The organism is Nocardioides sp. URHA0020 (assembly GCF_000620705.1).
Classification (GTDB): domain Bacteria; phylum Actinomycetota; class Actinomycetes; order Propionibacteriales; family Nocardioidaceae; genus Nocardioides.
Window position 1 is genome coordinate 116616 of the sequence record NZ_KK211165.1, and the last position, 15528, is coordinate 132143.

Here is a 15528-nt window from a genome sequence, read left to right on the forward strand (position 1 = left end):
CGAGGCAGGATGAGGCAATGCGGGTAGCCCTGATGGTCACGTGCATCAACGATGCGCTGTACCCGGGCACGGGACAGGCGGTCGTGACGCTGCTGCGACGGCTGGGGGTGGACGTGGAGTTCCCCGAGTCGCAGACGTGCTGCGCCCAGCCGATGGTCAACACCGGCTACCTCGACGAGGCGGTGCCCGTCGTCCGCAACTTCGTGGACACCTTCGCCGGGTACGACGCCGTGGTGACGCCGTCCGGGTCCTGCGCCGGGTGCGCGCGGCACCAGCACTCGATCGTGGCGCGTCGCTCCGGCGACACCGGTCTGCAGGCGGCGGTCGCCGAGACCTCGCCGCGGGTCCACGAGCTGTCGGAGTTCCTCGTCGACGTGCTCGGGGTGACGGACGTCGGCGCCTACTACCCGCACACGGTCACCTACCACCCGACGTGCCACTCGCTGCGGATGCTCGGCGTGGGCGACCGCCCGCTCCAGCTGCTCGAGAAGGTCCGCGGCCTCACCCTGCTCGAGCTCCCGGCGGCCGACCAGTGCTGCGGCTTCGGCGGGACCTTCGCGCTCAAGAACGCCGACACCTCCGTGGCGATGGGCGTCGACAAGGCGCGGCACGTGACCGACACCGGCGCCGAGGTGCTGACCGCGGGCGACAACTCCTGCCTGACGCACATCGGCGGGCTGCTGACCCGCGACCGGTCCGGCGTACGCAGCGTGCACCTGGCCGAGATCCTGGCGGCGACCGCATGAGCGGGGCCACGTTCGTCGGGATGCCGGCGTTCCCCGTCGCCGCGCACGAGGCGCTCGGCAACGCCCAGCTGCGGCACAACCTCGCGCACGCCACCGGCACGATCCGGGCCAAGCGGCAGCGCCTCGTCGACGAGGTCAACGCCAACAGCGACTGGGAGGAGCTGCGCCTCGCCGGCGCTGGCGTGAAGGAGTCCGCGCTGCGCGACCTCGGCAACCAGCTGGAGCTGCTCGAGCAGACGCTGACCGCCAACGGGGCCACCGTGCACTGGGCCAACGACGCGGCCGAGGCCAACGCCATCGTCGCCGCCATCACCAAGGCCCACGGCGTCGACGAGGTCGTCAAGGTCAAGTCGATGGTCACGCAGGAGATCGGCCTCAACGAGGCGCTCGAGGCCGAGGGCATCGCTGCCTGGGAGACCGACCTCGCGGAGCTCATCGTGCAGCTCGGCGACGACCTGCCCTCGCACATCCTGGTGCCCGCGATCCACCGCAACCGCTCCGAGATCCGCGAGATCTTCCGCGCGAGGATGGGTGCCGTCGGACTGGCCGCGCCCGCCGACCTGACCGACGAGCCGGCCGTGCTCGCGGCCGCGGCGCGGTCGCACCTGCGCGAGAAGTTCCTGCGCGCCAAGGTCGGCGTCTCCGGCGCCAACTTCGCGGTCGCCGACACCGGCACCCTGGTCGTCGTCGAGTCCGAGGGCAACGGCCGGATGTGCCTGACCCTCCCCGAGGTGCTGATCTCCGTGGTCGGGATCGAGAAGGTCGTGCCCACCTGGGACGGCCTGGACCCCCTGCTGCGCCTGCTCCCGCGCTCCTCCACCGGCGAGCGGATGAACCCGTACACGTCGACGTGGTCGGGCGTGACCCCCGGCGACGGTCCGCAGGAGGTGCACGTCGTGCTCCTCGACAACGGCCGCACCAACGCGCTCGCCGACGAGGTCGGACGCCAGGCGCTGCGCTGCATCCGCTGCTCGGCGTGCCTGAACGTCTGCCCGGTCTACGAGCGCACCGGCGGTCACGCGTACGGCTCGGTCTACCCCGGCCCGATCGGCGCGATCCTCAACCCGCTGCTGCGCGGCCCGGGTGCGGACGAGCAGGTCGACTCCCTGCCGTACGCGTCCTCGCTCTGCGGCGCCTGCTTCGAGGTGTGCCCGGTGCTCATCGACATCCCGTCGGTGCTGGTCGACCTCCGCGCCCAGGTGGTGGACGCCCACCGCGGCGGCGTACCCAAGGCCGAGGCGCTGGCCTTCAAGGGGGCCGCCGTCGCCCTCTCGGACTCCCGCAAGCTCGCCTTCGGCGAGCGCTTCACCCGCATCGGCCTGCGGGTCGCGCGCCGCTTCGGCGCCTCCAAGTGGACCGACGCCCGCGACCTCCCACCCGCGCCGCCGGAGTCCTTCCGCACCTGGTGGAAGCGGACCGACGGGGGTCGGTCGTGAGCGCCCGGCGCCGTCGCGCGGCTGCCCGGGGGAGCGGTGGGTCCTCCACCGTTCCGCGCCGCCAGAGCGTGGATCGCCCACCGCCGTCGCGCGGCGGCCCGGGGGAGCGGTGGGCTTTCCACCGTTTCGCGCCGCCAGACCGTGGACTGCCCACCGCCGCCCATGGCCTGCCGCCCACAAACCGTGGACTGCCCACCGCCCCAGGCGGCCCGGGGGAGCGGTGGGCCCTCCACCGTTCCACGCCGCCAGACCGTGGACTGTCCACCGCCCCCCACGGCCTGCCGCCCACAAACCGTGGACTGCCCACCGCCCCAGGCGGCCCGGGGGAGCGGTGGGCCCTCCACCGTTCCACGCCGCCAGACCGTGGACTGTCCACCGCCCCCCACGGCCTGCCGCCCACAGACCGTGGACTGCCCACCGCCCCACACGGCCCCGGAGGTCGAGCATGAGCGCCCGCGAGGACATCCTGGGCCGGGTCCGCCGGGCGCTCGACGGCGTCGAGCAGGGGTACGCCGTACCGCCGGCTCCCCGGATCGCGCCGATCGCCGACCTGGTCGGTCACTTCGCCGAGCGGGTCGCGGACTACCGGGCGGTCGTCGTGCGCTGCACGTCCGCCGAGCTGGCTGCCGAGGTCGCGGCCGCGCTGCCGGCGGGGGCCCGCGTCGTCGTGCCGGCCGGGCTGTCGCTCGACGTGCCCTGCGCCGACGAGGACACCGGCTTCGACCCCTACGAGCTGGACGCGTACGACGCCGTGGTGACCGAGGCGCGGGTCGGCATCGCCGAGACCGGCACCATCATCCTCGACCACGGCCCCGGCCAGGGCCGCCGAGCGATCTCGCTCGTGCCCGACCTGCACGTCTGCATCGTCCGGACCGACCAGGTCGTCCCCGACGTGCCCGACGCGCTCCCCCTGCTCGACCCCCAGCGCGCGCACACCTGGATCAGCGGCCCGTCGGCCACCAGCGACATCGAGCTCGACCGCGTCGAAGGAGTCCACGGACCTCGGAAGTTGGTGCTGGTCCTCGTCGAGGGATCCTGAGCGATGGTGGAGCCGGGTCGCACCACCACTGCTCACGGCTGGGAGCCGAGCCCGGACGACGTGCGGCTCCTCAGGCTGCTCTCGGAGGGCCACACGACCGACGCGGTCGCCCGTCGTGAGGGCGTCTCCGAGCGCACGATCCGGCGTCGCCTGCGGACCATCGCCGACGAGATCGGGGTGGACTCCACCATCGAGGCCGTCGTGTACGCCGTCCGGGCGCGCGTGATCTGACCGGTCTCGACCGCCGGGTTGAATCGTTCCCTGGACCTGAGCCTTTCCGGTGACCGGATGCGGACAGAACCGTTGTGACGGCGATCACTTCGCCCTACGTTGCGGTTGCAACGTTTCAAAATCCCCCGTCGCAAGGAAGTCCCCCATGTCTTCTGCACCTCGAACCCGCGCTCGGGCGCGAGTCCGTCTCGTCGCGCCCGTCATGGCGCTGGCAGCCGGTCTGTCGCTGAGCGTCCCGGCCGTGCTGGTGTCGAGCTCGGCGGTCGCCGCCGCGGCTCCTGCGCCGGCCGCCCTGACGGTCACCGGTCTCCAGACCAACGGCCGCACCGAGCCGCTCGGCATCCCGGGCGCCGCCCCGAGCCTCGGCTGGAGGTCGCAGTCCACCGCGCGTGGCGTCGTGCAGAGCGCCTATCAGGTGCGCGTGGCCAGCAGCGAGGACGCACTCGCCGACGCCGACGTCTGGGACTCGGGCAAGGTCGACTCCGACGAGCAGGCCGACGTCGAGTACGGCGGCCCGGACCTGACGTCCGGCACGCGCTACGTCTGGCAGGTCAAGGTCTGGGACGGCGCGGGCGAGGCCTCCGCGTGGAGCGAGCCCGCGACCTTCGAGACCGGACTGCTCGACGCCGGCGACTGGGACGGCTCCGACTGGATCGGCAAGTCCGCCGGCGGCGAGATCGACCGGTGGGCCGACTACACCGCCGACATCGACTTCGACCTGGACCAGCAGGCGATCGGGGTCTTCGTCCGCGCCAAGGACACCGCCAACGCCTACATGTGGCAGATCTCGACCGCCGACGGCACCGGCGTGCCGAAGTTCCGCCCCCACAAGCGCGTCGGCAACTCCTACCAGCTGCTCGGGAGCCTGCCGATCACGAGCATGTCCTCGGCCCAGCTGCTCGAGGGCACGCACCGGCTGTCCGTGACGGTGGACGGCAGCACCATCACCACCGTCCTCGACGGGACCCAGATCGACCAGCGCACCGATGCGACGTTCACGAAGGGCTTCGTGGGCTTCCGCCAGGACTTCGCCAACGACATCGACGAGTCGGCGGACATCAAGGCCGTGAAGGTCACCGCGAAGAACGGTGACGTCCTGCTCGACACCGACTTCACCGACGGCAACCCGTTCACCGGTGGCACCGTCACCGCCCAGGGTCTGCACGTCGCCGACCGCAAGGACGTCCTCTGGCGCTCGCCGGACGCCAACAAGCCGCTGCTGCGCAAGGAGTTCACCACCGAGCCCGGCAAGACGATCGAGTCGGCTCGCGTGTACGCCTCGGCGCACGGGGTGTACGAGCTCGAGCTCAACGGCGACAAGGTCGGCGACCAGTTCCTGGCGCCCGGCAGCACCGACTACCGCAAGCGGATCCAGTCCCAGACCTACGACATCACCGACCAGGTCCGCGCGGGCGACAACGCCATCGGCGCCGAGCTCGGCGACGGCTGGTGGGCCGGCAAGGTCGGCATGTGGGGCCCCGGCATGTTCGGGTCGTCGCTCGGCCTGATCGCCCAGGTGCGGATCGACTACACCGACGGCACCCAGCAGGTCGTCGGCACCGACGACAGCTGGACGAGCCACTTCGGTCCGTACGCCGCCGCGGACAACATCGACGGCGAGACGTACGACGCCAACGCCGAGCAGCCGGGCTGGGACCAGCCGGCCTTCGACGACGCCGACTGGCACCAGGTCACGGTCGCGGGCTCCGACACCGCCAAGCTGGTGCCCCAGCCCGACGAGCCGGTCCGGGTGACCGGCGAGCGCCCGGCCCTCACCCGCGTCGCCTCGCCGGGCGTCGCCAACGGCTACATCTACGACCTCGGCCAGAACATGGTGGGCGTCGCACGGATGCGCATCTCCGGCACGGCCGGCCAGACGGTCAAGTTCCGGTACGCCGAGGAGCTCCGCGCCAACGGTGCGTTCTACGTCGGCAACCTGCGGGCCGCGAAGGTGACGGACTACTACACCTTCAAGGAGTCCGGCACGGTCGAGTACACGCCGAAGTTCACCCAGCACGGCTTCCGCTACATCGAGATCTCCGGCGCGGCCACCCCGCCCGAGACCGGTGACGTCACCGGCGTCGTCTGGGGCTCGGACCTCACCGCCACCGGCGACCTGCAGACCTCGGACGCGATGCTCAACCAGCTGGTCAGCAACATCTCCTGGGGTCAGCGGGGCAACTTCCTGTCGATCCCGACCGACACCCCGGCCCGCGACGAGCGGCTCGGCTGGACGGGCGACATCAACGTGTTCGCCCCGACCGCGAGCTACCTGCGCGACACCCGCGCGTTCCTCTCGAAGTGGACCACGGACCTGCGCGACTCGGCGTACGACGACGGCAACCTGCCCGGCATCGCGCCGTCGGTGCCGACCATCGACCTCGGCAGCGGCCTGGGCTGGTCGGACTCCGCGATCACCGTCCCCTACGCGTCCTTCCACGCGCAGGGCGACCGGGCGATCGTGCGCCAGAACTACGCGGCCATGCAGAAGTTCTTCGCGTTCGTGAGGACCGGCGCGGGCGCCGACCTGATCGACTCGGCGCGCGGCAACTGGAACGACTGGCTCAACCTCGACGACAACACCGGGGTCGACGTGCTCGGCACCGCGTACTACGCCGAGGACGCCCGGATGCTCTCCGAGATGGCGGCCGCCATCGGCGAGGACGACGACGCGGCCGAGTACGCCGCGCTGTCCGGCCAGATCCGCGACGCCTTCACGGCCAAGCTGGTGGCCGCCGACGGCACGGTCGACGGCAACAGCCAGACGGCGTACGCGATGGCGCTCGGGATGGACCTCGTGACCGACCCGGCGCTGCGTGCCAAGGTGGCGCAGAGGTTCGTCGCCAAGCTCAAGACCAGCGACTACCACCTCACGACCGGCTTCCTCGGCACCCCGTGGCTGCTGCCGGCCCTGACCAGCATCGACCGCACCGACCTCGCCTACACGATGATCCTCAAGAAGGACTACCCGTCGTGGGGCTACGAGATCGAGCACGGCGCCACCACGATGTGGGAGCGCTGGAACTCGATCGGCCCGGACGGCAGCTTCGGTGACGAGGGCATGAACTCCTTCAACCACTACGCGTACGGCGCGGTGGGCGACTGGATGTACCAGAACATCGGTGCCATCAAGGCCCTCGAGCCGGGCTACCGCAAGATCCAGGTCAAGCCGGCCGTCGGCGGCGGGCTCACCCACGGGTCCGGTCACTACGACTCGGTGTACGGCGCGATCGACACCGACTGGAGCACGACCGGGGACGACCTGTCCCTCGAGGTCGAGGTCCCGGTCAACACCACGGCCGAGGTCGTGGTGCCGGCCGGCAACCAGTACGCCGTCACCGAGGGCGGCCACCTGCTGGCCGACGTCGACGGCGTGACCGACGTGGCCGCGGTCGACGGCTCGGTCACCGTCACCGTCGGGTCCGGTCACTACGAGTTCGAGGTCACGGCCGCCAACGAGCGGCTGGGGGCGATCATCGGGTCCATCGACGCGGTGCGGGCGCACCTCGACGACCTGGTGGACAGCGACGACCTGGAGGCCTCCGACGCCGAGCACCTGGACGGCGGCCTGGCCGGCGTCCGCGGCGACGTCAGCTCCGCGCTGCTCGCCGTCCTGGCCGGCGACCCGGCCACCGGCGACCTGCAGGACGCCCTCGCCGGCGTGCAGGCGCTGCGTGGCTGGCTGGCGGGCTCGGACGTCGACCAGGCGGTCCGGACCGACCTGCACGGTCGGCTCGCGCAGATCGAGGCGCAGGCGGTGCGGGCGCTGACCGTGAGCCTGGGCATCCAGGTCGCACTGCCGCCGGTCTCCGGCTCCGTCCTGCCGGGCACGACCGTGACCGGCACGGTCGACGTGACCAACAACGGCACCGGACCGGTCACCGGTCTCGAGGCCGCGGTCTCGGTCGACGGCTGGGGCACCCGGACCGCCACCCGCGCCAGCCTCGCCGTCGGCGAGACCGCGCAGCTGCCGATCAGCTTCGAGGTGCCGAAGCACCAGCTGCCCGGTGGGTACGACGCCGCCCTGTCGCTGACCTTCACGGTCGGTGGTCAGGAGCTCACGCTCACCGACACCACGGCCGACTGGGCCGCGGTCGTCTCGGGACTCACGATCGGGTCGGTCACGGCCACGATGGGTGAGGGCGACCCGACCGAGCACGCCACGGTGAAGGTGCCGGTCACCAACGAGGGCACCACCGACATCACCGGGCACGTCGTGGTCACGCTGCCGACCGGGTGGAAGTCGGTCCCGTCGGACCGGGTGACCGTCCCGGCCGGTGGCACCGTCACCGCCGATGTGCCGGTCGTGGTCCCGCTGGACTTCGTGGCCGGTGCGGTCGCGGCCGAGGTGGAGCTGCGACGAGCCGGTGCCCGTCTGGTCACGACCGACGCCGAGCCGGTGTTCGCGCTGGCGACGCCGCCGACCGGCACCGTGGTCGACCACGTCGACTTCGGCGACACGGCCTCGGAGAGCGCGCACGACATCCAGGCGTCGGCCAGCAGCGGCACCAACACGGAGGCGGGGCTCACCCGTCGCTACGCCAACTCGGCCAGCCCGGGTGCGTGGTACTCGGCCACGGTCGACGTGACACCGGACCAGCCGTTCGTCCTCCGGGCCGTCGAGACCTTCGACGGCGCGCGGACGAAGAAGTACCACGTCTACGTGGACGGCACGCTGGTCAAGACCCAGCTGGTGCCGCGCACCGAGACCGGCACGGGCACCAAGGTCTACGACCTCCTGGTCGACGACCCCGCCGTCCTGGCCAACGACGGCAACGTCCGGGTCAAGTTCGAGTACCCGACCGACGCGAGCGGGTTCTACGACCCCTCGATCGCGGACCTGTGGGTGCTGCCGGTCGCCGGCGACACCCAGGCTCCCGACGTCTCCGCTCTCGCGGTGTCCGGCACGGTCGGCGACGACGGCTGGTACCGCAGCGACGTGGCGGTGGCCGTGTCCGCGGCCGACAACCGCGACGACGCCCCGCTGGTCGAGACCGGTGACGGCGAGACGTGGCAGGAGTACGTCGGACCGGTGACCGTCTCGGGTGAGGGCAAGCACGAGCTGTCCTACCGGGCGAGCGATGCCGCGGAGAACACGTCGGGCAGCAGGACGCTGCCCGTCTGGATCGACCAGACAGCGCCGCAGACGACGCTGACGGCCACCCGCGGTGCGGGAGTCGCCGGTGCGGACTCCGCGACGCTGGCCCTCACGGCGACCGACGCCCTCAGCGGCGTGGCGCGGACGGCGTACCGCATCGACGGTGGCGACTGGGCCACGGTGGGCGCCGAGAAGATCACGGTGCAGGGCTTCGGCGAGCACGTGGTCGACTTCGCCTCGACCGACGTGGCGGGCAACCCCGAGGTGGTCCACCAGCAGGTCGTCGACCTGTCCGACGTCGACACCGTGCAGGCGCTGGTCGCTCCCCAGGTCACCGGGACCGCGAGGTACGGCGGCACGCTGAAGGCGACGAGCGGGTCCTGGAACACCAAGGGCCTGACCTTCACCTACCAGTGGCTGCGCGACGGCCGGTCGATCTCGGGTGCGCGCACGACGGCCTACCGGCTGGGCGCGTCGGACGTGGGCGAGCGGATCTCGGTGCGGGTGACCGCGACGAAGGCCGGAAGGGCGCCCGGCACGGCGGTCTCGGCGGCCACGGCCCCCGTGGCCAAGGCGACCTCGTCGACCCGTCTCACGGTCAACAGGACCACGGTGAAGAAGGGCAAGCCCGTCCGGGTGGGCGTCACCGTGGTCTCGACCCCGCGGGCGACCGGCAAGGTCGTGGTCCGCGTCGACGGCAGGGCGGTCCGCACCGTCACGCTCTCGGGCGGCAGGGCAGCGGTCGACGTCGTGGTCAGGAGCAAGGGGACGCACCAGGTCACGGCCGGGTACGCCGGGTCCTCCGTGGTCGCCGGCTCCACGTCGGCGGCCAGGACGATCCGCGTGCGCTGACCGACCTGCTCCCGAGCCCGGAGAGGTGACCCTGCGTCACGTCTCCGGGCTCGGCTCGTTGGATCGGGTGTGAACCCGATCCGCAGCACCGTCCTGACCCTGGTCTCGGCCCTCGCGCTCTCGTCCGTCGTGGCGGTCTCCACGCCGGCGCACGCCGCTCCCGCGTCGGCGTCCGTGCCGACGTCGGCCCGGTCGTCCGCCCTGTCGTCGGCCCGGGCCGCTGGGTGGCAGCCGCGTCCCGCGTCGTACCCCGCCACGGTCACCGAGAAGGACGTCGCGATCCCGATGTCCGACGGCACGGTGCTGCGCGGCGACGTGGTGCGCCCGGCCCACACCAACGGCACCGCGGTGGCCAGGCGGTTCCCGGTGATCATCACGATCACGGCGTACAACAAGACCGTGCTCGGCTCCGGTGGCGGGCTCTCCGGCCAGCCGTCCGCGCCCGACTACCTGGTCCAGCGCGGCTACGTCCACCTGACCGTCGACGCGCGGGGGACCGGCAGCTCGGAGGGTCGGTGGGCGGCGTTCAGCCGACGTGAGGACAAGGACGCAGGCGAGATCGTGGAGTGGGCGCACTCCAGCAGGCGGCCGTGGAGCGACGGTCGGATCGGCATGAACGGCCCGTCCTACATGGGGATCAGCCAGATCTTCGCCGCCGGGGCGCGCCCGGCCGGGCTCCGGGCGATCTTCCCGCAGGTGCCCGCCGCGGACGTCTACCGCGACGTCGTCGCCTCCGGCGGTCAGGTCGACGTCGGCTTCATCCCGCTGTGGCTCGGCCTGGTCACCTCCACCGGAGTCCTGCCCCCGGCGGTCGCCGCGACCGACCCGCAGTCCGGCTTCGGAGCCCTGATCGACCACCTCGCGGCCGCCGGCACCTTCACGCTGCCGCTGCTGCTCGACGCGGTGGCCGGCGGGGACTCGGCGTACGACGGCACCTTCTACCGCGACCGGTCGCCGTCGCGCGTGATCGGCAGGGTCAACGTGCCGACGTTCCTGATCGGGGGCGAGTACGACCTCTTCCAGCGCGGCACCCCGCTGCTCTTCGAGGACCTGCAGAGGCGCGGCGTGCCGACCAAGATGATCATCGGTCCCTGGGACCACCTCGAGGGCTCGTCGGGCGCCGGGGTCGGCCAGGCAGGTCACGGCAGCCTGAGTGAGCTGCAGCTGCGGTGGTTCGACCGCTACGTGCGCGGCGTCGAGGACGCCACGCTCGACGCCGACATCCCGCCGATCACCTACTACGAGCAGGGCAGCGGTCGCTGGACCAAGGCGCGGCGCTGGGTCGGTGACCAGCACGCCGCGTCGTACCGGCTCTCGGGCTCCGCCACCGCCGGTGGCGGGCACGGCGTGCTGACCGCCGGCCGCGCCGCAGCCGGCACGGCGTACGTCCCGCCGGTCCCGGTCTCCGGGCTGTGCACCCGCTCGACCAACCAGTGGACCGCGGGCGTCCCGGAGGCGGCGCTCGCCGACCTCCCGTGCTGGAGCGACAACGCGGCCAACGACCGGACCGGCATCGTCTACGAGACGGCGCCGCTGACGAGCGCGACGCGGCTGCGCGGTCCGATCAACGCCCGGCTCTACGCCTCCAGCGTGAGCGGTGACGGGATGCTGTCGGTCTCGGTGTCCGACGTGGCGCCCGACGGGAAGGTCAGCCGGCTGACCGGCGGCTGGCAGGTCGTCTCGCAGCGCGCGCTCGACCGGACCCGCACGCGCTACCTCGACGGCCAGGTCCTCCAGCCGTTCCACCCCTTCACCCGGTCGTCCAAGAGACCGCTGACCCGTGGCCAGGTCGCCCCGGTCGACGTCGAGGTCTTCCCGACCTCCGCGCAGATCGGGAAGGGCCACCGGCTGCGGATCGCCGTCCAGGCGTACGACGTGCCCCACCTGCTCCCGACCGTCCCCGACCTGCCCGGGACGCTGACCGGGCTGACGATCCACAGCTCGGCGGCGTACCCGTCGGTGCTCACGATCCCGGCGCTGGGCTGATCTTCCGCAGCAGCCTCAGCAGGCTCTCCCGGTCCCGGGCCGGGAGAGCCTGCGCGAGGTGACGGCGTACGGCGTCCGCATGCACCGGCCGTGCGCGGTGCAGGGCCGCGCGGCCCATGGTGGTGAGGCGCACGTCGACACCCCCGGGCACGTCCGCGCGGTCGACGAGCCCCCGCTCCTGCATCCGCCGGAGGTGGTGGGAGAGGCGGCTGCGGTGCCACCCCGTCGCCGCCGCCAGCTCGCTCTGCCGCAGTCGTCCCGAGCCGAGGTCGTGGAGACGTGTCAACACCGTGAGGTCGGGCTCGGAGAGCCCGGTCTCCTGGGCCACATCCGTGCTGACCTGCGCCAACACCTCGCTCGCGGCGAGCCACGCCTGCCAGAGCTCGGCCTCGGAGTCGGTCAGCGGATCCATGGGGCCAGCCTAGGGGCCGATGTTGTCGTGGCAACATCGATGAGTCTCCGGGCCCGGGCTGGTCGGTGTTGACATGGCCACCCTCGACTTCCGTCCTGCCACGCACGCCGTGGCCGCCGTCCTCGGCGGCATCCGCGACGACCAGCTGGGTCGCCCGACCCCGTGTCCGGGCCTCACGCTCGCGGACCTGCTCGACCACCTGAGCGGCCTCTCGCTGGCGTTCACGCTGGCCGCGACCAAGGAGCCCGTCCCCGGCGGTGGCCAGGCCTCCGCCGAGGGCTCGCGGCTGCCGCCCTCGTGGCGCTCCGAGATCCCGACAGCGCTCGACCGGCTCGCCGCGGCCTGGAGCGACCCCACGGCGTACGACGGCCTCACCATGGCCGGCCCGGTGGAGATGCCGGCCGAGATCGCGGCCCTGGTCGCCCTCGACGAGGTGGTCGTCCACGGCTGGGACCTGGCCCGCGCCACGGACCAGCCCTACGGGCCCGACGACGCGGTGGTGCTGGCCTGCCTGGGCTTCGCGTCGAGCTTCGAGGTGCCGCCCGACGCCGGCGCCGGGCCCTTCGGCCCGCCCGTCCCGGTCCCCGACTCCGCGTCTCCTCTCGATCGCCTGATGGGCGCCACCGGACGCGACCCGGGCTGGACTTCCTGACGGTCCACCTGATTTCGTCGCGACCGAGCCCCTCCGGTAGCCTCTCCGGCGGTGGCGTGTCCGAGCGGCCGAAGGTGCAACACTCGAAATGTTGTGTGGGGTCAAACCCACCGTGGGTTCAAATCCCACCGCCACCGCCATGAGGTGCCGACGAGAGTCAGCACCCAGCAGTGACGAAGCCCCTCCAGGACCCGGTCCCGGAGGGGTTTCGACCGTTCTGGGCACCGCCCTCCTGAGCTCGGCAGCGAGGTGTTTCCTCGAAGCCCCCTGCCGGCCGCAGGACTCGGGCACAGTGGTCGGTGGCGGAGCCGCTTGGGGCGCCAGCTCGTCCAGGGGGTAGCCGCCGAGGACGCCAGGGGGAGACATGATGGACCGAGACGGAGACCTCGCCGCGGACGCGGGTGCCCGTCGGGGCCCGGACGAGGTGCCCGCGGGCACCCCACCGGTCGACGACATCATCCGGGGCACCCGCGTCGCACGCCGACGCAAGCGGACCGCCGGCCTCCTCGGCCTCGCCGTGGCTCTCGCGTGTGCCGCGGTCATCCAGCAGGCGGCGACCCGAGACCACGGAGCCGGAGCCGGCGCTCAGGTGGCCGCGACACCGCTCGACCTGCCCACGTCCGGCTGGTCGTCTGGAGACCCCGCCATGACGGCCGCTGCCGGCGGCACCCTGGCCGTCGACGAAGACGGTTGCGTCTACCTCGCCGGGGCCGCTGACCTGCAGGCCCTGACGCGTGCAGGATCTGCGGACCAGGAGCGACGGCGCTCGTACTGGGTCTGGCCGGCCGGGTACACCGCCACCGTCGACGGAGACGCTCGGCTGACCATCTACTCGTACGGGTCCGTCGTGGCCCACGGCGGCGACGTCGTCGAGGTCGGCGGTGCCAGCACCTACGTGAGCGCTGGAACGGCAGACCCGTGCCTGCCGAAGCCCGGCACCGACGAGGTCTTCATCGTCATGTCCTCCGTGCGCGTGGCACCGTAGCGGCGCCAGCCACGCACTCGCGGGTGACGCGTGAGCGACCCTCGACGACCTCCAGGCGAACGAGACACCTGGGGACCTTCCGCTGTCAGCGGGTCCCGGCCAGGCCCGACCCGTCGAGCGCGCCGGAGTCGACGATCTGCTGCCAGATCTGCTCGCGCAGCCGGAGCAGGATCTTGGTCGTGAGGTGGTCGTGGTCGCGCCAGACCACGGTGTCGCCCAGGACCGGGCGGCACAGCGGCGCGTCCGGGCAGAGGACCGGGTTGAGGTCGACCGACCACATGTCGTCGCGGGCGACGTCCTCGGCCTGGTACGCCGCGTCGCTGTCGTCGACGCCGATCGGCACCGGGACGAGGCACTCCGAGACGTAGGTCGCGCCGGCGAGGCAGTCGAGCGGATCCGCCTCGGCCGGGATGGTGTTCTTGACGACCAGCGACCTGATGCCGTGGTCGTGGAAGGTGTCGAGGGTCTCGCGGGTGGTCCGGGCGAGCAGCTCGGAGAGGGTCTCGTCCGAGCCGCCGATCCGGGTGAGCGTCCCCTCGTACTTCTCGGCCTCGCCGTCGTAGCTCTGCTCGACCAGGACGACGAGGTCGGGGTGCAGCCGTGGCAGCACGTCGTCGTACCAGTCCCCGCGGAGGTCGATGCACTTCTGGCGCAGGTCCGGCGGTCGGTTCTCGTTGGACAGACCCGCCTGCCAGGGACATCCGTCCGCGACGTTGACGGCCAGGGTGAAGCCCTTCTCCCGCGCGAGCTCCTCGAACATCGGCAGCACCATCTTGCCGTGGCTGTCGCCGACCAGGACCACGGTCGGACCGCCGTTGTCGACGACGTAGCAGTCCTCCGGCTGGCTGCACTTGTGGGCCCCGCCGAAGTCGTGGGCGACCGCGTCCCAGTCCAGGTCGGGCACGGGCGTGCGGTCGGAGCCGGCGTACCCGGTGCCCCCGGCCACGAGCGCGGGCTGACGGTCGCTGTGCAGGATCGGCGGCATCACCACGAACGCCGTGATGGCGCTGACCGTCACCCCGATCGCCGCGACCGGCCACTGCCAGCGGGGAGCGCCCGGCCGACGGCGGATCGGCAGCTCGAGGATCTCGGCGGAGAGCGCGGCGAGTGCGGTGCTGAGCACGCCGGCGAGCACGGCCAGCAGCCACGGGGACACGTCGAGCACCTCCCGGAGGATCAGGATCACCGGCCAGTGCCACAGGTAGGTGCCGTACGAGATCTTGCCGAGGTAGACCAGTCCCGGCAGGGCGAACAGCCGCGTGGCCGGCCCCTCGCCCATCATCCCCACGATCAGCAGGACCGCGGCGAGCGTCGCCAGCAGTCCCCGCCAGGTGGGGCTGACGTCGAGCAGCGCCGAGGAGACCACGACCATCATCGCCAGCCCGACCAGGCCGGACCAGGCCGGGCGGGTGCGGGACCACCCCGCGCGGAAGACCTGGGCGAGCAGCGATCCGACCAGCAGCTGGTAGAGCCGGGCGTCGGTGCCGTAGTAGGCGTGGTTGGGGTCCGCCGACCTCCAGTAGAGCTGGCTGGCGACCGAGACCAGCGCGAGGACGGCGAGGCCGACCGGGAGCGCCCACGCCCGGCGCCTGCTGAGGGCCACCAGCCCGAGCAGCACCAGCGGGAAGACGACGTAGTACTGCTCCTCGATCGCCAGGGACCAGAAGTGCAGGTAGGGACTGGGCTGGAGGTCGGCGGCGAAGTAGTCGTTGGACTGGCCGAGGAAGTGCCAGTTGGCGTAGTAGAGCAGTGCGCTGCGCGCGTCGGCGACCAGCGGGAATCGCCGCACGATGCTCGTGAAGAGCACGAAGGCCACGCCGGTGGCGACCACGACCACCACGGCCGCCGGCAGCAGGCGGCGGACCCGGCGGGCGTAGAACCGACCCAGCCGCAGGGAGCCGGTGGCGTCGATCTCGCTGAGCAGCACGCTGGTGACCAGGAAGCCCGAGAGGACGAAGAAGAGGTCCACGCCGACGAAGCCGCCGTCGAAGGTCGCCAGGCCGACGTGGAAGAGCAGCACCAGGTAGACGGCGAGCGCGCGCACGCCGTCCAGCGCGGGGCGGTGCGACCAGGTCACCCGCGGGAGGTTAC

The 15528-nt window shown here is 72.3% G+C and carries 10 protein-coding genes and 1 tRNA gene; 9 read left to right on the forward strand and 2 right to left on the reverse strand.

From position 1 onward, the window contains the following. Positions 1-17: 17 nt before the first annotated feature. From N542_RS0104035 to N542_RS23325, 6 genes are all read left to right on the forward strand, one after another. Positions 18-746: a (Fe-S)-binding protein gene (locus N542_RS0104035; RefSeq protein WP_028642832.1), complete on the forward strand. Its 729-nt coding sequence runs from the start codon at positions 18-20 to the stop codon at positions 744-746. Then, positions 743-2182: a lactate utilization protein B gene (locus N542_RS0104040; protein ID WP_028642833.1), complete on the forward strand. Its 1440-nt coding sequence runs from the start codon at positions 743-745 to the stop codon at positions 2180-2182. The genes N542_RS0104035 and N542_RS0104040 overlap by 4 nt, the downstream gene beginning before the upstream one ends. Positions 2183-2627: 445 nt before the next feature. Then, positions 2628-3221: a LutC/YkgG family protein gene (locus tag N542_RS0104045; RefSeq protein ID WP_028642834.1), complete on the forward strand. Its 594-nt coding sequence runs from the start codon at positions 2628-2630 to the stop codon at positions 3219-3221. 3 nt (positions 3222-3224) lie between these two features. Then, positions 3225-3452: a helix-turn-helix domain-containing protein gene (locus N542_RS23315; protein ID WP_051551381.1), complete on the forward strand. Its 228-nt coding sequence runs from the start codon at positions 3225-3227 to the stop codon at positions 3450-3452. Between the two features lie 202 nt (positions 3453-3654). Continuing rightward, complete coding sequence (locus N542_RS27010) at positions 3655-9402, forward strand: family 78 glycoside hydrolase catalytic domain (RefSeq protein WP_081795008.1); 5748 nt, start codon at positions 3655-3657, stop codon at positions 9400-9402. 69 nt (positions 9403-9471) lie between these two features. Then, entirely contained in the window at positions 9472-11388 is a 1917-nt protein-coding gene (locus N542_RS23325) for a CocE/NonD family hydrolase (RefSeq protein ID WP_051551382.1), read from the forward strand. Here N542_RS23325 and N542_RS0104065 read toward each other — a convergent pair. Continuing rightward, positions 11366-11800: a MarR family winged helix-turn-helix transcriptional regulator gene (locus N542_RS0104065; RefSeq protein WP_028642835.1), complete on the reverse strand. Its 435-nt coding sequence runs from the start codon at positions 11798-11800 to the stop codon at positions 11366-11368. The two genes, N542_RS23325 and N542_RS0104065, sit on opposite strands and share 23 nt — an antisense overlap. A gap of 73 nt (positions 11801-11873) precedes the next feature. Between N542_RS0104065 and N542_RS0104070 the strand changes: the two genes are divergently transcribed. The 3 genes from N542_RS0104070 to N542_RS0104080 all read left to right on the forward strand — a co-directional run bounded on the left by N542_RS0104070 (position 11874) and on the right by N542_RS0104080 (position 13437). Continuing rightward, complete coding sequence (locus N542_RS0104070; protein WP_028642836.1) at positions 11874-12452, forward strand: TIGR03086 family metal-binding protein; 579 nt, start codon at positions 11874-11876, stop codon at positions 12450-12452. Between the two features lie 50 nt (positions 12453-12502). Beyond that, positions 12503-12592 (forward strand) — tRNA-Ser (locus tag N542_RS0104075). A 224-nt stretch (positions 12593-12816) separates the two neighbouring features. Further along, positions 12817-13437, forward strand: a complete 621-nt coding sequence (locus tag N542_RS0104080) for a hypothetical protein (protein ID WP_028642837.1) — start codon at positions 12817-12819, stop codon at positions 13435-13437. Positions 13438-13522: 85 nt separating this feature from the next. Here the strand turns inward: N542_RS0104080 and N542_RS0104085 are convergent, their stop codons facing one another. Further along, positions 13523-15514, reverse strand: a complete 1992-nt coding sequence (locus N542_RS0104085; RefSeq protein ID WP_197025846.1) for an acyltransferase family protein — start codon at positions 15512-15514, stop codon at positions 13523-13525. Between the last annotated feature and the right edge of the window lie 14 nt (positions 15515-15528).